Source organism: Bdellovibrio sp. CKG001 (assembly GCF_055397465.1).
This window is the reverse complement of sequence record NZ_AP029173.1, coordinates 2,695,968-2,712,595: the sequence shown is the minus strand read 5'-3', so window position 1 is coordinate 2,712,595 and position 16,628 is coordinate 2,695,968. Positions and strand designations below refer to the sequence as shown.

The window sequence follows — 16,628 nt, the reverse complement described above, 5'->3', positions numbered from 1 at the left end:
CTTATGCACTACGAAGTACCGTTTGCCAAGTTACATGCGGAAATTTCGCAGGATCTGTTCGGTAAATTGAATTCTTCTTGAATGAGCCCTATTTCACCCAACGCACATTGTAGTGATCGCCGTCGGAAATATAGAAACCTTCTGGAGTAAAGATCGGCTGAATAGGTTTGTAGAACAAGACGTCATTGAGTGGTCCATCGCCGTGTCCGATGAAAAGGGGATTTCCCAACCAGGTGGTCACTTCATTGTTGGCTGGATTGTAGCGACGTATGGAGTTTGTTCCCCGTTCTGTGAAATAAACGTATTTTCCATCGGTTGTGAGTCCCGTGGAGGTGTGCATCCTGGCAGCGGCACCAACGCCATCGGCGTACCCGACAAGACCATCCGTTCCAGCGACCGTCGTAACAGAGGCGTTGCGTGGATCAGTAATGTCGATTTTTCTTAAGACGCCTCTATCGGTGTCGGTGACATAGAGATCATCTCCCACGGCTGTTAAAGCATAGGGCCAACCCATACGACCTGTGGTTTTGTCGCCGTCGACAACAGTGTTGTCGCCTGCAACCCCCATCACTGTGAAAATTTCCTCAGTATTAAGATCCAGGGCCCGCACTAGGCCCGTGGTTCTTTGTACAAAGAACAGGTAATGGTCCTTGTGGACCAGGCCATAAGGTTGATTCATGCGGGCGGTTGCCAAAGGGCCGTCGTTGGTTCCGGATTCTCCTGCGACCCCGGCGACAGTTGTTACTTGTCCCGTCGTCATATCAATTTTACGAATGATATGAATGTCATAGTCAGCCACATAGAGCGCCCCATTATAGTGGCTGATAAAGTGAGAGGAGAAGAATCGAGCGCTTAAGCGTGGACCGTCAATATAGCCCGGGACGCCGGTTTTTCCGGCATACAGACTGACAACTCCATCCTTGTCGACCTTGTAGATGGCGGTGTCATAGAAAGATACCACGTACAAGTCATCACCCACTTTCACCTGATTCGTGCCGCGAATTGCGGAGGGTGTGCGCTCAATTGAGCCATCAGAGTCGGAACGAACGATCTCGCGGACCAGTCCTTGACCCACGATAAACTCCACCTCTTCTGAGATCAGACTGACCCGGGCGATAGAATGCTGATTTTGCATTGTGACGTAGGCATTGTCCCCGATGATGGCGACATCGGCCAAGGGAGCAGAAAGTGCATATAAAGATCTGCGTTTGGCCGGAGTCGTAGGGGCCATGTCTTTGTTAATGATGGACGTGACTTCGGCCGAATTATCCAGATCAATCTTGCGCAAACGTCCTGCGGACTCGGCAACATACAGGATGTTGCCGACTGCTTTGATTCCATACAAGGAGTCAAAGCGGGCAGCAGTGCCGATACCATCGGTGTTGCCTGTTGCAGCCAGGCTTCCCGCAAGGGTGGTGACATCTCCCGCCAGGGTAATTTTGCGTACAGCTCGGGTGTCGTTTAGATAAAGACCTTGATGTGCGCCATTGGCGATGCAGGCAATGCCCAAAGGTTCGGTGAATTTTGCTCCCGCGCCACTGCCGTCCTGATAACCGGAGCTGGAACCGGCGATAAAGACCGTGGCCGGATTGGTGACGGGGTTATTGATGTCTCCCACGTCCAGGCGGCGTATACGGACGTTATCGTTATCCACGACGTAAAGCGAATTTCCGATGGAACAAAGGCCGGTCATGCCATTGAAGCGGGCTACGTCCCCCGGATTGGTGGCTTCCAAGTATCCGGGAACCATCGGATCGCCGGCGACTGTGCGGGTGTTGCCTGAGTTGTCGGTAAAGCGAATCACGTGGCTTGCCCGGTCGATACTGTAAATGCCTCCGGTAACTCGCTCCAAACCCCAGACATTTGTATGTCGGGCATTGCCGCCGTTGCCGTCCACGTGACCGCCAAAGGCACTATGACCGCTGACGGTGGAAAGTGTTTTGGCCGTCAGATCGATTTTTTTGACGGCATTGTTGGCAGCGACATAAATGTGGGTCCCGTCTGTGGTAAGAAAACGCGGTGTCGATATTTTGGCGTGATTGCCGACCTTATGCTCTGTCAGCGCTGGAGGGGCTCCCAGATACTCAGACAGCTCGTAAGTTGTCAGATTCAATTTCATAATCTGATTGGCAAAAGGACTGGTGACGAACATGTCGTTTCCGTCAATCAGTGTGAAGGTGGGGGAGTAAAGCATGCTGACGGCGGGTAAACCCATTTTGCTGCCGGCCACACCTGCTTGTCCTGCCACCACTGCCGAACTTCCGACATAGGCCAGAGGATTGGTGGGGTCATAGGGGATTTCGACGATGATGTGCGAATACTCATCCGTCACAAAAAGACTGTTGCGAGGTCCCGCATTCAGGGCGCGCACACTGTAGGCGGCACGGAACATGGTGTTTGGTGCAGGCCCTACCGAGTTGGTGTCACGCACGGCTGAGGTTCCAGAGAATGTTTTTAAGTTAAACGGTGGCGTCAGCGAGGTGTAACTTAGAACACCGTTGGTGTGTTGAGCAATCCACAGATTTTCCTGGCTGTCGATATCGATACCCACGTTGTTGATGCGATTGGTGCCAAGGTCCCCCGCGATATTCCCGGAAGATCCGCAGTATCCGGCCACGGTGGAAACCGTGTCGTTCATATCAAAGCGGCGGACGCAGTAATTGCTAGTATCGGAAATGTAAAGATAGCCGTTGTGATACTTTAGATCCGTCGGGTTACGGAAACGTGAGCCCGCCTTGGTCTGATCAGCATTGGCTGCGGGTGTTCCCAGGGTGCCACAGGCTCCCAGAAAAACTTCTACTTCTTTTGAAAGAGGGCTTGGGTTGTATCGCAAAATACAGTGGCGCGAATAATCCGAAGCATAGACATAGGTGCCATCGGTGGTCACGCTGGAAGAAAGTCCCAGCGATACATTTCGGCCAATTCCCTGATAGGCCGTTGTATAGGAAGATCCCACCAAAGTTGTCACCGTTGGCAGCGCCGGAGCACTGATATCCACGGCGCGCAGATAAGCACGATCTGCCACATAAAGGGTGTTCCCAACCTTGGTCAATGAATTCGGGCCCCAGAAGCGGGCGGCAGTTCCGATTCCATCCGTTACTCCAATCGTTGGAGAAGTGCCGATCACGGTCGTGACTTCTGTCAAGATCTGGAAGGCAGGGGAAGTGACGGTGGAAACATTGCCCTGCACATCCGTGATGCGAACCCGCATTTTGGCCTGGCGTTGAGATCCGCCACTAAAGTTATAGATGTAGTTTGGCGTGGCAGATGTAAAGCTTTGAACCGATGTGCTGGAATCAGAGTCGTTCACAAAAAGAAGTTCCCAGGAAGCCACTTCGCTATCCAGCGCCAAGGAATTGAAATTGAAGTTGATGCTGTCAAGATCGCGACGATAAGCCGGATCAATGAAGCTGAAGTCATAGGTTTTTGCCGCAAGCTGATTGCGGGTGAAGGTTCGAGTCAAAGTCGTGACATTGCCCGCGTCATCACTTTGACTGACAGTGATCGTTTTGTTGCCAAATCCGGCACTGAACGTCACATTTGCAGACCAGTTCCCGGCGCTGCAGGTTGCGGAGGGAGAGCCTGTGACATCGCCGGTGATGGTCAGGGTGGCCATGTCTCCGCTGGCGGCTCCACAGGCTCCACTCAGAGTCAGACCGTTGATTCCGTTACTGCCATCGGCCGGGCTGGTCCAGGTTAAGGCCGGGGCCCCGTTGTCGATGGTGTAGGGAAGACTGATAGTTGTCTTGGAACGGCCCACGATATCCAGTGCGCTGACTGCAAATTCAACATTGGAGGAATTTATGTTCGCTGGAACCGACCAGTTCAAAGATCCCGTGGAGGGATGGTTGGCTGTGCCATTCAGTGTTATCCAGGAACCGCCATCGACACGGTAAACGGCAGTGACCGGATCCGTGCCGAGATTGGCGTCAGTTGCCAGCCAACTGAGGGTTAGGACGTCGCCTCCCTTCAGGGTGTCCGTGTTCGGAGAGCTTAAAGTCAGACTGATCAATGGGTCCAAGCTGTCAATCAGATGAGAAACCGGCGAAATCACCTCGGATGAGTTGCCAAGTATATCTTGAGCCACGATCCGGATGCGCAGTTGATTTGAATTCAAAGCCCCGGTGGTCCAAGAATAGGGCGACGTGTTTTGATTGTTCGCGATGCTCACCCAAGAAACCCCATCGTCCAGCGAATAGGAAAGAGCCACCGGATTTGCATGAGGATGAGCGTCAGTGTATGTCCAGGAAATATTCTGCGTGCTGCCACCGTTAATATTCAAAGATGAAAGAAAACTGGTCAGTGCGAGCGCGGGACCTGTGCGGTCCCGTGTCTTGTTGTAGGTTGTGACCGTCGGATTGATGTTTCCGACTTCATCTGCGAACCACAGATGGAATGGGTAGACTTTGTCTGTATCCATTGCGGCGGCCAAAGCTTCTGTTGCCGTTGAACAAGTAACCCAGGACCTGTCAAAAGCCGGAACCGTGGCGGACTCTGTGATTTTCACAAAGCGCACATCACTGCAGTCGGCGATAGTGAAAAGGGCCATCGTGTTGCGAGTTAACGCTGAAGTGTGGTCCGTGATCCCGGGAATGGCAGGAGGAGTGGAGTCAATCTCGAGATTGTTTTCCACCTGCAGTGAGCTGCCGGATTCGTTCTCCAGAACAGCACGCAGGCCTGCCTGAGGATAGTCTCCGGCGGGGACGGACCAGGTGTAGTTGTAAACTCCGCGAGGCAGTTCAGTCAGAAGACTCCAGGTACTTCCGTCCAATGTGTAATAGATTTTGGCTTTTGAATAATTGTTGCCGGAAACTTGCAGCTGGATAGGGAAGTCTTCGCCACCCTTAATTTTGCTGCCCACTTCCATGGCGACAGAAGGAATGCTGACATCCTCCAGGTTGGCTGTAAGATTACAGCCGACCAGCAGGAAGGGGAATCCAAAAATGAGACATTTAAATGCCAAACAAGCACGTCCAATAAGCATCAATGTCTTATCGGTTCTTTGATGAAAAACCTAAGCCATCCAATATAAAAGTGAGTAATCTAGTATCTACGGTTCAAGCTTCAATTTGTTAATCCAGTAGTTCGAAAAGAAAGAGGAATAAGTCAGAGGTTGTTTGCAGACATTTGTGAGTGACACCAACGGTTGCCAGGTTTCCTGGTTCTGATAGCGAATGGGAATATTCAGATCAATCTGCAATACGGCAGGATCTGCCTCGCTCCAGGTGCAGACTTTCTCTGTCAAGCGCATGAATATCAAAGGATCGCAGGAAGTTCGGGTCAGCAGCCAGGGGGGCACGAGGGGCACTTCCTCTTTGTTTTGGGACTTTTTCCAGATTGTCAGGTGAGGCTGGCACTGCGTTCGTCCGTCGTACATGATCAGGGCATACATTCGTCCTTCACCGGTCAGAGCGGCTTCACCGGGAATGTAGTACTGAGGCAACTGCAACAGAATAAATGCAAGCAGCAAGGCCTGTGCGCTTCGCTGTTTCAGGCACCGCATCCAGCTTCTGCTAAACCCTTCCTCTTTTTGCAAAGGTCGGGTGATCAATAAAATTCCCAACAGCAACAACATCACACTGGGATAGAAGAATCGTGTCAGATGCCAGGAGTACAAATGAAAAAGCACCAGTTGAACAAAGAGGAAATAGAACCAGCGGTCTTTGCGGGCAAACAGCAAAAACACCAGAATCAGTTCGAGAATCAAAACATACCAGACTCCCACGCGGGTCAGAACCTCCGGCACCAGACGGTCATTGATGGCGGCACCGGAAAGCCATTGATGATTCAACTTCAGTATTCCGGCCGTGAAATAGACAACGAAGAAGGCCACGGGCAGGGCCCGGATTCGGCCGGGTACCAGTAAAAACACCAAGGTCAGGATGGTGGGAATGTAGTGGTAATTTCCCGTCAGGCGATAATCCAGCAGGATCACGCCGACTTTAAAAAACAAAAGAGTCCATAAAAGAAGAATGGCGCATTTAAAGCGTTGAAGCCCCCAGCAGGCAAGGGACCCAACGGCAAGAATCAGATAGAGCCCAAGAAGGCCACTTAGTATCTCGGCAGAGGGCTTCAGAGCTTCACAAAAAGGCAAGGCTGGCCAACACACAGAAGGATGGGAGTTGGAGAGAATCAAATGAACGGGACGTTCTGTGAGCCAGAAGACAAAAGTGAAAATATGCTCCAGACTCAGAAGCACACCGATCCAAGCCAGGGATTTATGCTGTTGCAGCTCTTGCAGAAGACTTTTCATGGGACCTTCTTCATGCCAAGCTGCAAGGCTGTTTGTTGCGAAAACGGAAGACGTGTTTTTTCGTCGAACTGCGCCCCTGACAATTGGGCTCCATAAAGCAAGGCCTCGGAAAGATCTGTGCTGCGTAAGTCGGCGTCGCGCAGATCGGCGAAGCTTAAGTGTGCTTTGGAAAGATTTTTTCCAGAGAGATTTTGATTTTTTAGTACGATGAAAGGTGCAAAAAGACGTTCTTGCAGAATGATATCAGAAGCGGGGAACTGCGGGTGCAGTCCAGCGGAAAGAACCGGGAACTGAGGGTTGAAGGTCTGCTCGAGAGAAGGAAAGTTCAGATGATTTTTTTTGGGGGGAGGAAGCAGCCGTCGCCCCCCCTCGAAAAACTGAAAGGTTCCAATGACAATGAGCAGGCTGGCATAGTAGATTCCCAGCGACCGCCTAGAATCCATCCCCATCCCCGTCACAGGTTGAAGGGACTGAGAAGGTCCCCAGACTGACCGTTCCGCCATTCAAACATTGCGCCATGGTTTTGGAACTGCAGGTGCTGCTAGAGATATACACTTGTCCGTGCTGATAGCCGCCACAAGCTGTCCCAGCGGCGACCGCCACATGACTGACGGAAGTGATTCTTCCTTGGCTGTCTACATAGAATCTTGGCACCGCGGTAGAAGTACCATACCAACCAGCTCCGACCCCCGTATTGGTCAGACTTAACGAGACGGCGCCTGAAGAACCTCCACCGGCAAGTCCCGTTCCTGCTCCGACACTAGTGATCGTTCCGCCTGAGTTATTATCAGCTTGAGGAGTCCATTGAGAACCATTCCACTTCAGTACCTGACCAGCTCCCGGTGCAGTCGAAGCCACCGAACGGCCTTGAAGACCTTCAACGACCGTGGCGCCCTGAGTGCCCGTGACGTCCCCACCCAGTGAACCATAGAAGCCCGCCGCGTTGCCGGGAATGTTTCCCGTGACCTTGCTTCCAGAAACTGACGCAATTTTGGCGTCAGTGACATTGCCATCCAGAATTTTGACAGTGGTCACGGCATTGGAAGCCAGATCCGCAGCGACAATGGAACCGTCAGCAATCTTGGCAGAATTCACCGCAGAGTCCGCGATATCAGCAGTGGCAATACTGCCATCTTGAATCTTTGACGAATCCACAGAGGAATTTGCCAGATCGGCATTAACGATCGTTCCGTCCTGAATTTTTGTGGAGGTGATGGCTGAATCAGCGACGTCGGCCGTTACGATCGAACCATCGAGGATCTTGGCCGAGTTGATGGCAGCATCAGCCACATCGGCCGTAACGATGGAGCCATCCAGAATCTTGGAAGACGTGATGGCGGAATCCGCCAGGTCCACCGTGACAATGCTGCCGTCCAAAATCTTGGCGGAAGTGATCGCTGAATCCACGATTTTTGACGTGCTGATGGAACCATTGGCAATTTTATTGAATGTGATTGCTCCGTCAGCAATCTTAGAGTTTGTGACAGACATATTCATAATCTTATCTGTGGTCACTGACTCATCAGCCAGCTTGTCAGTGGTGACAGCATTGTTGGCGATTTTGCCGCCGGTGACGGCACTGTTGGCAATGTCAGGAGTACTGATGGAGCCGTCAGCAATGGTGGAGGAGCCCACAGTGGTATTGCCAGTCATTAAGTCCTGCCACTGTCCACCGACAGAGACCTGTACTGTTTGCGTGGTTTCATCGTAGCGCATCAGGCCGTCGCGAGCTGGTGAAGCACTGCCATCAGAGGTGGGGATGCCAATGACTCCGTCGCTGGGAGGAGCCGCTGTGGGATTTAACATGGAAACCAGGCCGTCAAAGTTGGCTGGCAGAAGCAGCTGTTCGATTCGTTCCTGGGTCACTGTGGCCGATGTCTGAATAAAATCACCGGCTTTCCTTCCGCTCAATGCCACAGCGTTATCCGCCTCCAAAGCGAAGGGGACGGACTTCATTTTAAAATCTGGAGCCAGCGTGACAGACTCACTGCCCACGGTAAAGGACACTCGGACTTTGCGTGAATCACCGGGTTGCGGGGTGTAGGTATTCCCGGAAGCGCAGGTGGTCAGACCGGTAATGGGGGCCGAGTTCTTAAGAACCTGGTGTATGGCAAGAAGAGGACCGGTGTTAACAACGGTGGTGCCAGGTTCTGAGGCGCCGATTGTGAAGTTGATGATGCCTTTGCTGTTGGTCATGTTCACGACACGGTTTTCTTCAAACAGCACACAGCTTTCGGCGCCAGGAGAAAGAACTTTGATATTAAAGCTGACATTGGAGTCTTCCAGTGGAAGCCCGTCCGGCTGGATGATCTTACCCTGGACGGTCAGTCCTTGCGGCACTTCAGTTAATGAAACTGATGCCAGTGCGGAAACCGGTGCAGAGAGCAGATATGAAAAAAGAATGACTGTTCTTACTTGTGAGAACCCCATACCTTTTCCTTCCATTTACGTTCATGTTAAGGTCACAAGTTCATCAATACCTATTTTATCGGGTAACTTTCGGTCATTCATAAGAAAGAATCGTGAGGATTACCAACATTTGAGAATAGTGTCCCAGGCTGAGACAAATCAGCGACGCGAGAACTGCTGGATGTTATTACGGCAGGCGGGACTTAAGGATGCCAGTTGCTGTTTGAGACAACCAAAGTAGCTGGATTGCTTTGGACAAAGACGCTGGATATCGGCACCACAGTCTTTTTGAAATTGATCCCGAACCGCCGTCACTTGGTTGAAGCAGGCTCTTGAAAGCTGTTCTTTGTGATGGCGTAGGCACGCCAGGGGATGCTCGGCCAGATACGGATTTGCCAGACAAAGTTTTTTATAGTCTTCTTTACAGTCAGGTGTCGCTTTTAAAAGGGTTGTCTGAACTTCGTCGGCACTTAAAGGTCTTCGATGATCAAGATAGGCTGCCGCATCCGGAGCAGATATTGGCACAGGCATCGCGGTTTGAGATGAGGCCATCGTTGTTGTGGCAGGCACTGATGACAGGGGTGTTGCCTTGGAGCTGGCTTTGTCCGGGTTGAGCGTGGAAGCCGGGCTGTCAGGAGGTAAAATTTTTTCTGAAACAACTTGGGATGTTTTATCCTGAGTCAAATGCACCGCCAGCAGTGCCGAGCACACTGACAGTAGAACGGTCCCAAGAATTAAAATCATGACGTTCCGGTTATTCATAGGCCCTTGATTATTCGGAACTTTTACTTGTTTTCTTAAGCCCGGTCCTCAACCTGAAGGGAGTGTAATATATAGTTGGCACGATTGCCCGCCGATAAGATGAGGGAAGTGTCGGAGGCATGAATGTACTGGAACCTTGCGATAGCCCTTATATCATTGATGTATTTTACATCAGGATGTTCGCTGGATGCGAGTCTTCAGAATTTGGCCGGCCTGAAAGTGCCGAAACTTCCCCCTGGCATCGAAATAGCCGAAAGACCTGTTAAAGGTGTTGTGACAGACCCAAGCAAAGCTGACTTTGCAAAATCCGAAATCTATGTTGGTTCGAACGGAAAAGCCGATGGCCTGACTGAACTTGAGTTTGTGATTCAGCTGATGAACTCAGATGACACCGTGGTGGCTGGGTATGTTCCTGAGTTTAGCATCACTAAGGGGACAGGCGTTTATCCTTTGAGTTGTTCGGCCAGTGATGAGTTTGGTATTTCCGTCTGCTCTCTGCGCGCGTCAGATCCGGGCATTAAAACTGTCAGTGTCAGCAACATCGGCATTGCTTTGGCTCGAGACATGATCTTTGATGCGATCTCTAAAGACAGCACTCAGCTTGTCAGTGCGGGTGGTGACGTCAGCGTGGCCTCGGATCCTAAGGGGTGGCGTATGACGGGGACAGTAGGCACTCAGTACGATCGCGCGGAAGTAAAAAAGGACGGCTACAAATTGCGTCTGGGGGCGGGCGGGGCCTCTATTGACTAAGGACCAACAGCCCGTCGTCGCCCGAAGTTCCCAATAACAGTTTTCCGTTCCAGAAAATGGGTGAACCCGAGAAATCCCCTTGTAGTTTTATTTTCTGCAAAACGGTCCCGCTCCCCAAATCCAGAAGACACAGGGATTTATTTTCACACAAAACAACGGCCACGTCCTGTGCTTGATAACTGATGATCAAGGGACTGGCCTGGGCGCGCTGAGTTTTTTCGGAAATTTCAGAGCTCCAAAGAGATGTCCCTGTAGCCGTTTGAATTGCAAAGTTCTTTGCAAAACCTGTGACCAATAAAAGATCGCCGGTTTTACTCAAGGAGGGACAGCTCATGGCACTGCCATCCAGGGCGGTCTTCCAGATCAACTTTCCTGTGCGATCGTCCAAAGCATAAAGAAATCCGTCCCAAGAGGTGAAGTAAGCACGCCCCCGGGCAATCAAGGCGCTGCACTTGATATCGTCTTGAGTTGCAAAGGACCAGAGTTTTTGTCCAGAGGCACGGTCATAGGCTGCCATGGCCCCGGTGTTTGATCCCATCAACAATCTTCGTCCGTCTTCGCTCAAAGCCGGGGAAGAGTGGGGATGATTTCCCACCAAGGGTGAAGTCCAAACCCACTGTCCTGTTGTGGCGTTGATGGCTAATAAAAAACCGTCGGGATCAGCCAGCTCCACCCCGACATAAAGAAAGCCTTCATGCAGAAGTGGTGAAGAGCCGATGGTGACACCGGTTTTTGTTATCCAGCGAATTTTGCCCGTACGTTTATCCAGACTGTAAAGAAAGCCTGCATAATCACCAATATATAAACTGTCCTGATCCGTCAGTGGAGTGGAGTGAAAACCGCGGCTGCTGACACCGGAATAAAACTGCCAAAGCAGTTTCCCCTGCCAACTGTAGGCGCGAACAAACCCGGTGTCATCGGCGACATAAAAGCCATCGGCATCCACGGCTGGACTGCTTTTGCTGGCGCGGTGAATGCCGTTATTTAAAGTCGGTATTTTCCAAAGCAGAGAAAAATCCGTAAAGCGCGGCAATGTGGCATGACTTCGCCCGGATCTTTGTGAATCCCCGCGATAGGTGGAAAGGGCTGAGCGGTTTTGCAATGTTGAAAGATCATAGGTGATGGTCGCCCCATGCACTGGAGCGTTCAGCTTGGAAAAGCGCAGTTCCTTGTCCAACAAAGGCCATGTTTTAAGTTCCGCCCGGGCCAGCAGAGCCACGATCACCAGGCTGTACAGAGTCAGCGTGATTTTCATAGAACCTCCGCCCAAAGAAGTTCGGTCGAGGATTTTTTGCACACATCCCGGATCAGAAGGCGCGTCTGGAACTTTGATTCTGTGGTTCGGCGGGACTGCAACCAGAAGTCCATGTTCTCTGATCGGTCTTTGCAAAGAGTCGGTATCTGGGACAGGAAAACAATCGGATCACACTGCGTGCGGGTGGAAGGCGCCTTCACAAAAGGATCGTAAACTTCGTTGGCGCGGTCCTGATGACGAATGAGCAGTGTTTCGCACTCCATACGGGCATCAAGCATATTCAACGAAATCAGTCGGGGAGTGCCGCTGGCGGCGGGATCAGAACTCGCGAAGTAAGGAAGAAGCTGAAGCAGAATCAGGATGCCGCCGAACACCAGCGTGGTGGTCTGTTTGAGGATGAATTGATTCCACACAGCTTCCCAGGATTCTTTGCAAAGAGCCGGCAAAATAAAAATTGCCAGAAGCAGGAACATGGTCAGCGGATAGAAGTAGCCGACGATGTGCCAGGAAAAAATATGGAACAAGATGAATTGAAAAAGAACCACATGGCGAAGCCACGACTTGGAGCTAAAAAGTCCCAGTACCAGAATACATTCCAGCAAAACGGCGTAGACCAGACCCGCATGTTCCAGGGCCCCAGGAAGGACGCTGGGATGAATCAAGGCCACCCCGGACAGCCATTCCGGATTGAGTTTCAGAACGCCAGCCCCCCAATAGAAAATGCCCAGGCAGAGCGGGATCAGAGTTTTCTTGTAAGGCAGGAATAAAAAAGCCCCGTGGACAATGAAGCTCATGTAGTGATAGTTCCCCATCAAACCGTAAGACAGGCTGGTGAAGAAGATCTTTAATCCCACAAGTAAAAGCAGTCCCGCATAAGCCAAGCGCGTTCTTTTCAGGACAAAGAGACCCGCGACGAACAATCCCAGGAAGGCATAAATTTCAAGATAGGTCGCAGCTGATGCTGTCGAGGAAAAGCGCAGCGCCTGGCAAAAGGGCGCCCAGGGCCAGCACAGCGGCGAGGACAGTTCGCCGGCTTTCACAACGAGATCCAAGGATCGGTCCATCCAGAAATAAGCTGAAAGAACGTGAGTCAGGGCCAGCAAGGCCCCATAATATTGCAAGGCGCGGGATTTTAAAATCTCTTTCATTGTTCCGCCTTCACTTGCAGTTTCCATTTTTTAAGTAGTTCGGGATGGGCCGTATTTGCGGTGTTTTGATCCAGGGTGCAGTTTTCAAAAGTGCTATTGATAAAATCCACGCGACTCAGATCCGAATTCACGAACGTGGTGTTGCGGAAGGTGCTGATTAAAAAACGGCTTCCATCCAGACGGACATTGGCAAAGGTGACATTTTCAAACAGGCAAAGAGTGCATTTTGCGCCTGCCATGTTCGTATTCATAAAGCGCACGTGTGTGAATCGGGTCTTCAGTGCTTGCACCCCGTTTAGACGGGAGTCGATGAACGACGAATTATCGAAGGACATCTGAAACCACGAACTGAGAGTAAAGTGGCTTTCTTTGAATTCCGCATTGATGATCTGTGAAAGGGCCAGAGGTTTTTCAGCGTATTCGATCTTATCTAGTTTTTGACCGCTCCAGGGGGATGCGTTCAGGGGCGCCGCATGAAGGGCGCAAGACACGGTCATGGCAATGATGAAGTTTCCAGACAAATACCGAAGTCTCATTGTGAGATAATAGTGACACTTTTTTAATGTCAAAACAATCCAGAATTACCTGAAATTTCCGATAAATATAAAGATGATCAAGGGACGTTACTTTATTTTTGTCATCATGATGACCTGTCTTTCAGGCTGTATGAATGCCGACTTGTCGGTGTTGTCCAGCAACTTGAAAAGCACCTTGGCTCTTCGTCCGGCCTATAAATCCACATCCACAATGAACATTCGCTGGAGCACCAGCGGCGGCTCCGCGCAGCCGGATTATTTCAAGCTGGAATACTCAGCCGACGGTGGGAGCACCTGGGTTGTAGCTGATGCCCGCATCACCACCGCAGGTTCTTATGACTGGCTTTTGAGTTCGTTGGTGCCGGGAAGTTATAAGGCCCGTTTGACCGCAGTTATCAGCGAGTCTCAGGAAACGATTCCATTGGGTGATTTTTTGATTGATGATCAGGCTCCGGTGGCTGGCGCAGTTCAAACGATCCCGGTGACGGAGGATACTCCGTCCGGATTCCTCTTAAACACCCCGACAGAAAATGATCAGTACGAAATCGTGATTGTAACTCATCCAAACAAGGGGACTTTGACTGGTTGCGGGAACGGGCCTGTCTTAAGCTGTCATTATACCCCGCAGTTGAACAATGAGGCGGATGATTCTTTCACCTACAAAGTGATCGACCGGGCTGGCAACGAATCTTCACTGGTGACCATCACCGTGGATCTGCAACCGGTGAACGATCTTCCTGTGATCAGCACTTTGGCGTGCCCCACCACCGTCGGGGAAAATTACAATTATTCATGCACGATCAACGCCACGGATGTGGATCTGCCGTCGCCACTGACTTTGACGTATTCACTGGATGTGGCCACCACCTGCAGTGGCTGGCTTGGGATCAATTCCACGACGGGTGAAGTCAGCGGCACACCAGCCGCCGCGCAAGTGGGAACCACTTGCCATGTGTCCGTTTATGCCGAAGACGATCAAATGGGTCGCAGTAGTTCCTTTGCCTGGGATCTCACCATCACGAACTCAGCCCCAATCATCGTGGTCAGTGGGGGGCCTTATGTGATTTCAGAAGATGCCCCTTTAGCCACGGTGATCCCGGCGGCCAATGTTTCTTCGATTGAAGAGGCCACAAGCACTTACAGTTTGGTCACACCCACGGTGGCCGGGGACCATTGCGAGGATTTCGCGATGGCACCAACCGCGACCAACTACAGCATTGATCCTGTAACCGGGGCTTTTTCCTTCCGTCCGGCGGCAGACTATGATGGTGTTTGCCATATTCGGATCGCTTTAACGGACGGATATCCTTCCACAGGTTATGCGGATGTCGCGATTACGGTGAACAATGTTCAGGATGCGCCTGTGGTTTCCGCCAATCTGCTTCCATGCTCGTCTTCTGCGACCGAGGACGTGGCCTATTCTTGTACGGTCGCAGTTGTTGATCCGGATCCAGAAAACCTGACAATCACACGCGATGCTTCTGATTCATGTTCCTGGCTGACGATCACACCCTCTGCGGACGGACGATCTGTCGCAGTCAGTGGCACTCCGGAGGACACTCATGTCGGGACTTGCCGTTTGGCTGTGCAAGCCACTGATCCGCAGGCGGCCTCGGACATGGAATACCTGGATATCACCGTCAATAATGCGGCCCCGACTTTGACGCTGGGGACGCCCACTGTTTTGACAGAAGATGATCCGGCTTTTGTCAGTCTGGTGCAGGTTCTCAGTGACCCTCAGGTGTCTTCTTTGGATGAAGGACAGGGGACGTATTCACTGGTGTATACAGGCTTGTCGGGAACAGCATGCAATGATACGGCGGTGGTGCTGACTCCAGCTTCGGATGTGATGATTGATCCTGCCACGGGGGCCGTCAGTATCAAGCCGCGAGCAGACTATTATGGAACTTGTTACGCCAAGATTCATTTTGATGACGGAAATGGGGCGGGGAACTCCGTTGTGCAGCAGGAGATTTCAATCGTCGTCAACCCGGTCAATGATGCGCCGTCAATCACAGCTGTTCCGGCGACACATGAAATACTACTGAACCCCACGGGAGCCACGCCTTCGTCCTTCAGTCTGACAGTGGATGTCGGCCCGACAAACGAGGAGGCTCAGCAGGTACAAATGATCTGCACCAACTCAAACCCCACACGATTGACTGTGGACTGCTCACAGACTCGCATCGGGGATGGTGGATTGACAATTCAGCTTTCAGCAACTGCGGGACTGGATACATCTGCTGTGGTGACAGTGAAGTTGAAAGACAATGCCGGCGGTACAGATGAATCCGCTGTCGCCACGATCAATGTCAGTATCACCGATGCTGTTGTGTTGGCGGCCATTGCCACTGATACAGCCAACTATAATATCTATTCGCAAGCCGTTGCTCAGTACAGTGGTGCTGTGGCTTCTTCCAATCGCACGTTTGTGGTGACGGTGAATTCCGGAGTCAAAGTTTCCAGTGCGGATCCGGCTCAGCCAGCGATGCGAACCGGCTCCCTGGCCGCGGGCGCTCGGGTGCGATTGATTAATAACGGCTGGATCGTCGGAGCTTTCGGCGCGGGAGGCCTGGCTTCAGCCGGTGCAACGGGCGCACAACGTATGGGTCAGCACGGAGGCACAGCCTTCAAAATTGATGATATCTATTCACAAGTCACAATCTTGAATAACGGAATGATCTTTGGCGGTGGTGGCGGTGGCGGTCGCGGCGGCACGGACAACTCGGATGCCGGAGCCGGTGGTGGCGGTGCCGCAGGTGAGGGGCCTTCGACGGCGGCACTCTCGGGAACTGCCGGCGCTAGCGGTGGCGGAGGCGGGGGAGCACTGGCAACCTCATTAGCAGCGGGTGCAACCCCTGCTGGAAACTATTCTCCTGCCAATGGCCTATCTCCAACTCACGGATCCGCCGGACAAGGTGGCAGCAGTTGTTTGATTGGTTCGGGACTGGGCAACAATCCCGGCGAGGCCTACTTTGGACGCGGCGGTTTTGGTGCGGGATTTGGAGGCGGTGCTGGGGCCTGCTCAACGACCTATGGTGGTGGCGGAGGCGGTGGTCACTTTGGTGGCGGCGGTGGTTCTGGAGGCCTGGCCGATTTAGGTGATGGTGGCAACGTCAATACGGACACCAACGGATATAACGGTGGAAATGGTGGAGCGGCGATAGAGGTTCCAGCTTCCGTGTCGGTTCCCGCAGATATTGCAATCGAGATCATTCCCGGAGGCGGCAGTCAGATTGCCGGCTGTGTTTGGAATGATATTTCCGGAGTTTATCTTTCAAATGTGGTGAGTGACACAGACATCAACAATCGTGTGTTGAGCTACTCTTCGACGGCAAGTCAAAGCGTCAATGCGCCTTCCAGTCTGAAAATATGGTCTAATGGGCGCGGAAAAGCCTATCGATAGCTATGAAAAAAGGGGGGTTTTAGACCCTTCCAGACCCTGTTTTTGAAGCTCTTCAGTTCCTCGCATTTAAATTTACGCCAAGCATCACCGAGCCTTAAGTCTTGCTTTG

10 protein-coding genes are annotated in these 16,628 nt (G+C 51.8%); 2 read left to right on the top strand and 8 right to left on the bottom strand.

The window, feature by feature from the left end:
* Positions 1-88: 88 nt before the first annotated feature.
* From ACZ50P_RS12830 to ACZ50P_RS12810, 5 genes are all read right to left on the bottom strand, one after another.
* A complete protein-coding gene (locus ACZ50P_RS12830) occupies positions 89-4,984 on the bottom strand; it encodes a hypothetical protein (protein WP_464131616.1) in 4,896 nt (1,631 codons plus the stop codon).
* A gap of 66 nt (positions 4,985-5,050) precedes the next feature.
* Positions 5,051-6,253 (bottom strand): hypothetical protein, encoded by a 1,203-nt coding sequence (locus ACZ50P_RS12825; RefSeq protein WP_464131615.1) that lies wholly within the window; start codon positions 6,251-6,253, stop codon positions 5,051-5,053.
* The gene (locus ACZ50P_RS12820; protein WP_464131614.1) at positions 6,250-6,696 is read right to left on the bottom strand and encodes a pentapeptide repeat-containing protein; all 447 of its coding nucleotides are present in this window, start codon (positions 6,694-6,696) and stop codon (positions 6,250-6,252) included. The genes ACZ50P_RS12825 and ACZ50P_RS12820 overlap by 4 nt, the downstream gene beginning before the upstream one ends.
* Positions 6,686-8,683, bottom strand: a complete 1,998-nt coding sequence (locus tag ACZ50P_RS12815) for a hypothetical protein (RefSeq protein WP_464131612.1) — start codon at positions 8,681-8,683, stop codon at positions 6,686-6,688. The genes ACZ50P_RS12820 and ACZ50P_RS12815 overlap by 11 nt, the downstream gene beginning before the upstream one ends.
* 138 nt (positions 8,684-8,821) lie before the next feature.
* Complete coding sequence (locus ACZ50P_RS12810) at positions 8,822-9,424, bottom strand: hypothetical protein (protein WP_464131610.1); 603 nt, start codon at positions 9,422-9,424, stop codon at positions 8,822-8,824.
* Between the two features lie 123 nt (positions 9,425-9,547).
* Here ACZ50P_RS12810 and ACZ50P_RS12805 point away from each other — a divergent pair, with 123 nt between their 5' ends.
* Entirely contained in the window at positions 9,548-10,174 is a 627-nt protein-coding gene (locus tag ACZ50P_RS12805; RefSeq protein ID WP_464131608.1) for a hypothetical protein, read from the top strand.
* On the opposite strand, the gene ACZ50P_RS12800 is transcribed toward ACZ50P_RS12805, so the two are convergent.
* From ACZ50P_RS12800 to ACZ50P_RS12790, 3 genes are read right to left on the bottom strand one after another with little or no spacing between them, the layout of a single operon-like run.
* Complete coding sequence (locus ACZ50P_RS12800) at positions 10,164-11,429, bottom strand: outer membrane protein assembly factor BamB family protein (RefSeq protein WP_464131607.1); 1,266 nt, start codon at positions 11,427-11,429, stop codon at positions 10,164-10,166. The genes ACZ50P_RS12805 and ACZ50P_RS12800 overlap by 11 nt on opposite strands.
* Entirely contained in the window at positions 11,426-12,577 is a 1,152-nt protein-coding gene (locus ACZ50P_RS12795; RefSeq protein WP_464131605.1) for a hypothetical protein, read from the bottom strand. Before ACZ50P_RS12795 ends, ACZ50P_RS12800 begins: the two co-directional genes overlap by 4 nt.
* Positions 12,574-13,098, bottom strand: coding sequence for a pentapeptide repeat-containing protein (locus tag ACZ50P_RS12790; RefSeq protein ID WP_464131603.1), 525 nt, complete (start codon positions 13,096-13,098; stop codon positions 12,574-12,576). The genes ACZ50P_RS12795 and ACZ50P_RS12790 overlap by 4 nt, the downstream gene beginning before the upstream one ends.
* An 88-nt stretch (positions 13,099-13,186) precedes the next feature.
* Here ACZ50P_RS12790 and ACZ50P_RS12785 point away from each other — a divergent pair, with 88 nt between their 5' ends.
* The gene (locus ACZ50P_RS12785) at positions 13,187-16,519 is read left to right on the top strand and encodes an Ig-like domain-containing protein (protein ID WP_464131602.1); all 3,333 of its coding nucleotides are present in this window, start codon (positions 13,187-13,189) and stop codon (positions 16,517-16,519) included.
* The last annotated feature ends 109 nt before the right edge of the window (positions 16,520-16,628 follow it).

Bases quoted from the DNA above. Each gene is read 5' to 3' on its own strand.
- ACZ50P_RS12805 (WP_464131608.1), top strand. From the start codon at position 9,548: ATGTACTGGAACCTTGCGATAGCCCTTATATCATTGATGTATTTTACA.
- ACZ50P_RS12830 (WP_464131616.1), bottom strand. From the start codon at position 4,984: ATGCTTATTGGACGTGCTTGTTTGGCATTTAAATGTCTCATTTTTGGA.
- ACZ50P_RS12825 (WP_464131615.1), bottom strand. From the start codon at position 6,253: ATGAAAAGTCTTCTGCAAGAGCTGCAACAGCATAAATCCCTGGCTTGG.
- ACZ50P_RS12810 (WP_464131610.1), bottom strand. From the start codon at position 9,424: ATGAATAACCGGAACGTCATGATTTTAATTCTTGGGACCGTTCTACTG.
- ACZ50P_RS12815 (WP_464131612.1), bottom strand. From the start codon at position 8,683: ATGGGGTTCTCACAAGTAAGAACAGTCATTCTTTTTTCATATCTGCTC.
- ACZ50P_RS12785 (WP_464131602.1), top strand. From the start codon at position 13,187: ATGATCAAGGGACGTTACTTTATTTTTGTCATCATGATGACCTGTCTT.
- ACZ50P_RS12795 (WP_464131605.1), bottom strand. From the start codon at position 12,577: ATGAAAGAGATTTTAAAATCCCGCGCCTTGCAATATTATGGGGCCTTG.
- ACZ50P_RS12820 (WP_464131614.1), bottom strand. From the start codon at position 6,696: ATGGATTCTAGGCGGTCGCTGGGAATCTACTATGCCAGCCTGCTCATT.
- ACZ50P_RS12800 (WP_464131607.1), bottom strand. From the start codon at position 11,429: ATGAAAATCACGCTGACTCTGTACAGCCTGGTGATCGTGGCTCTGCTG.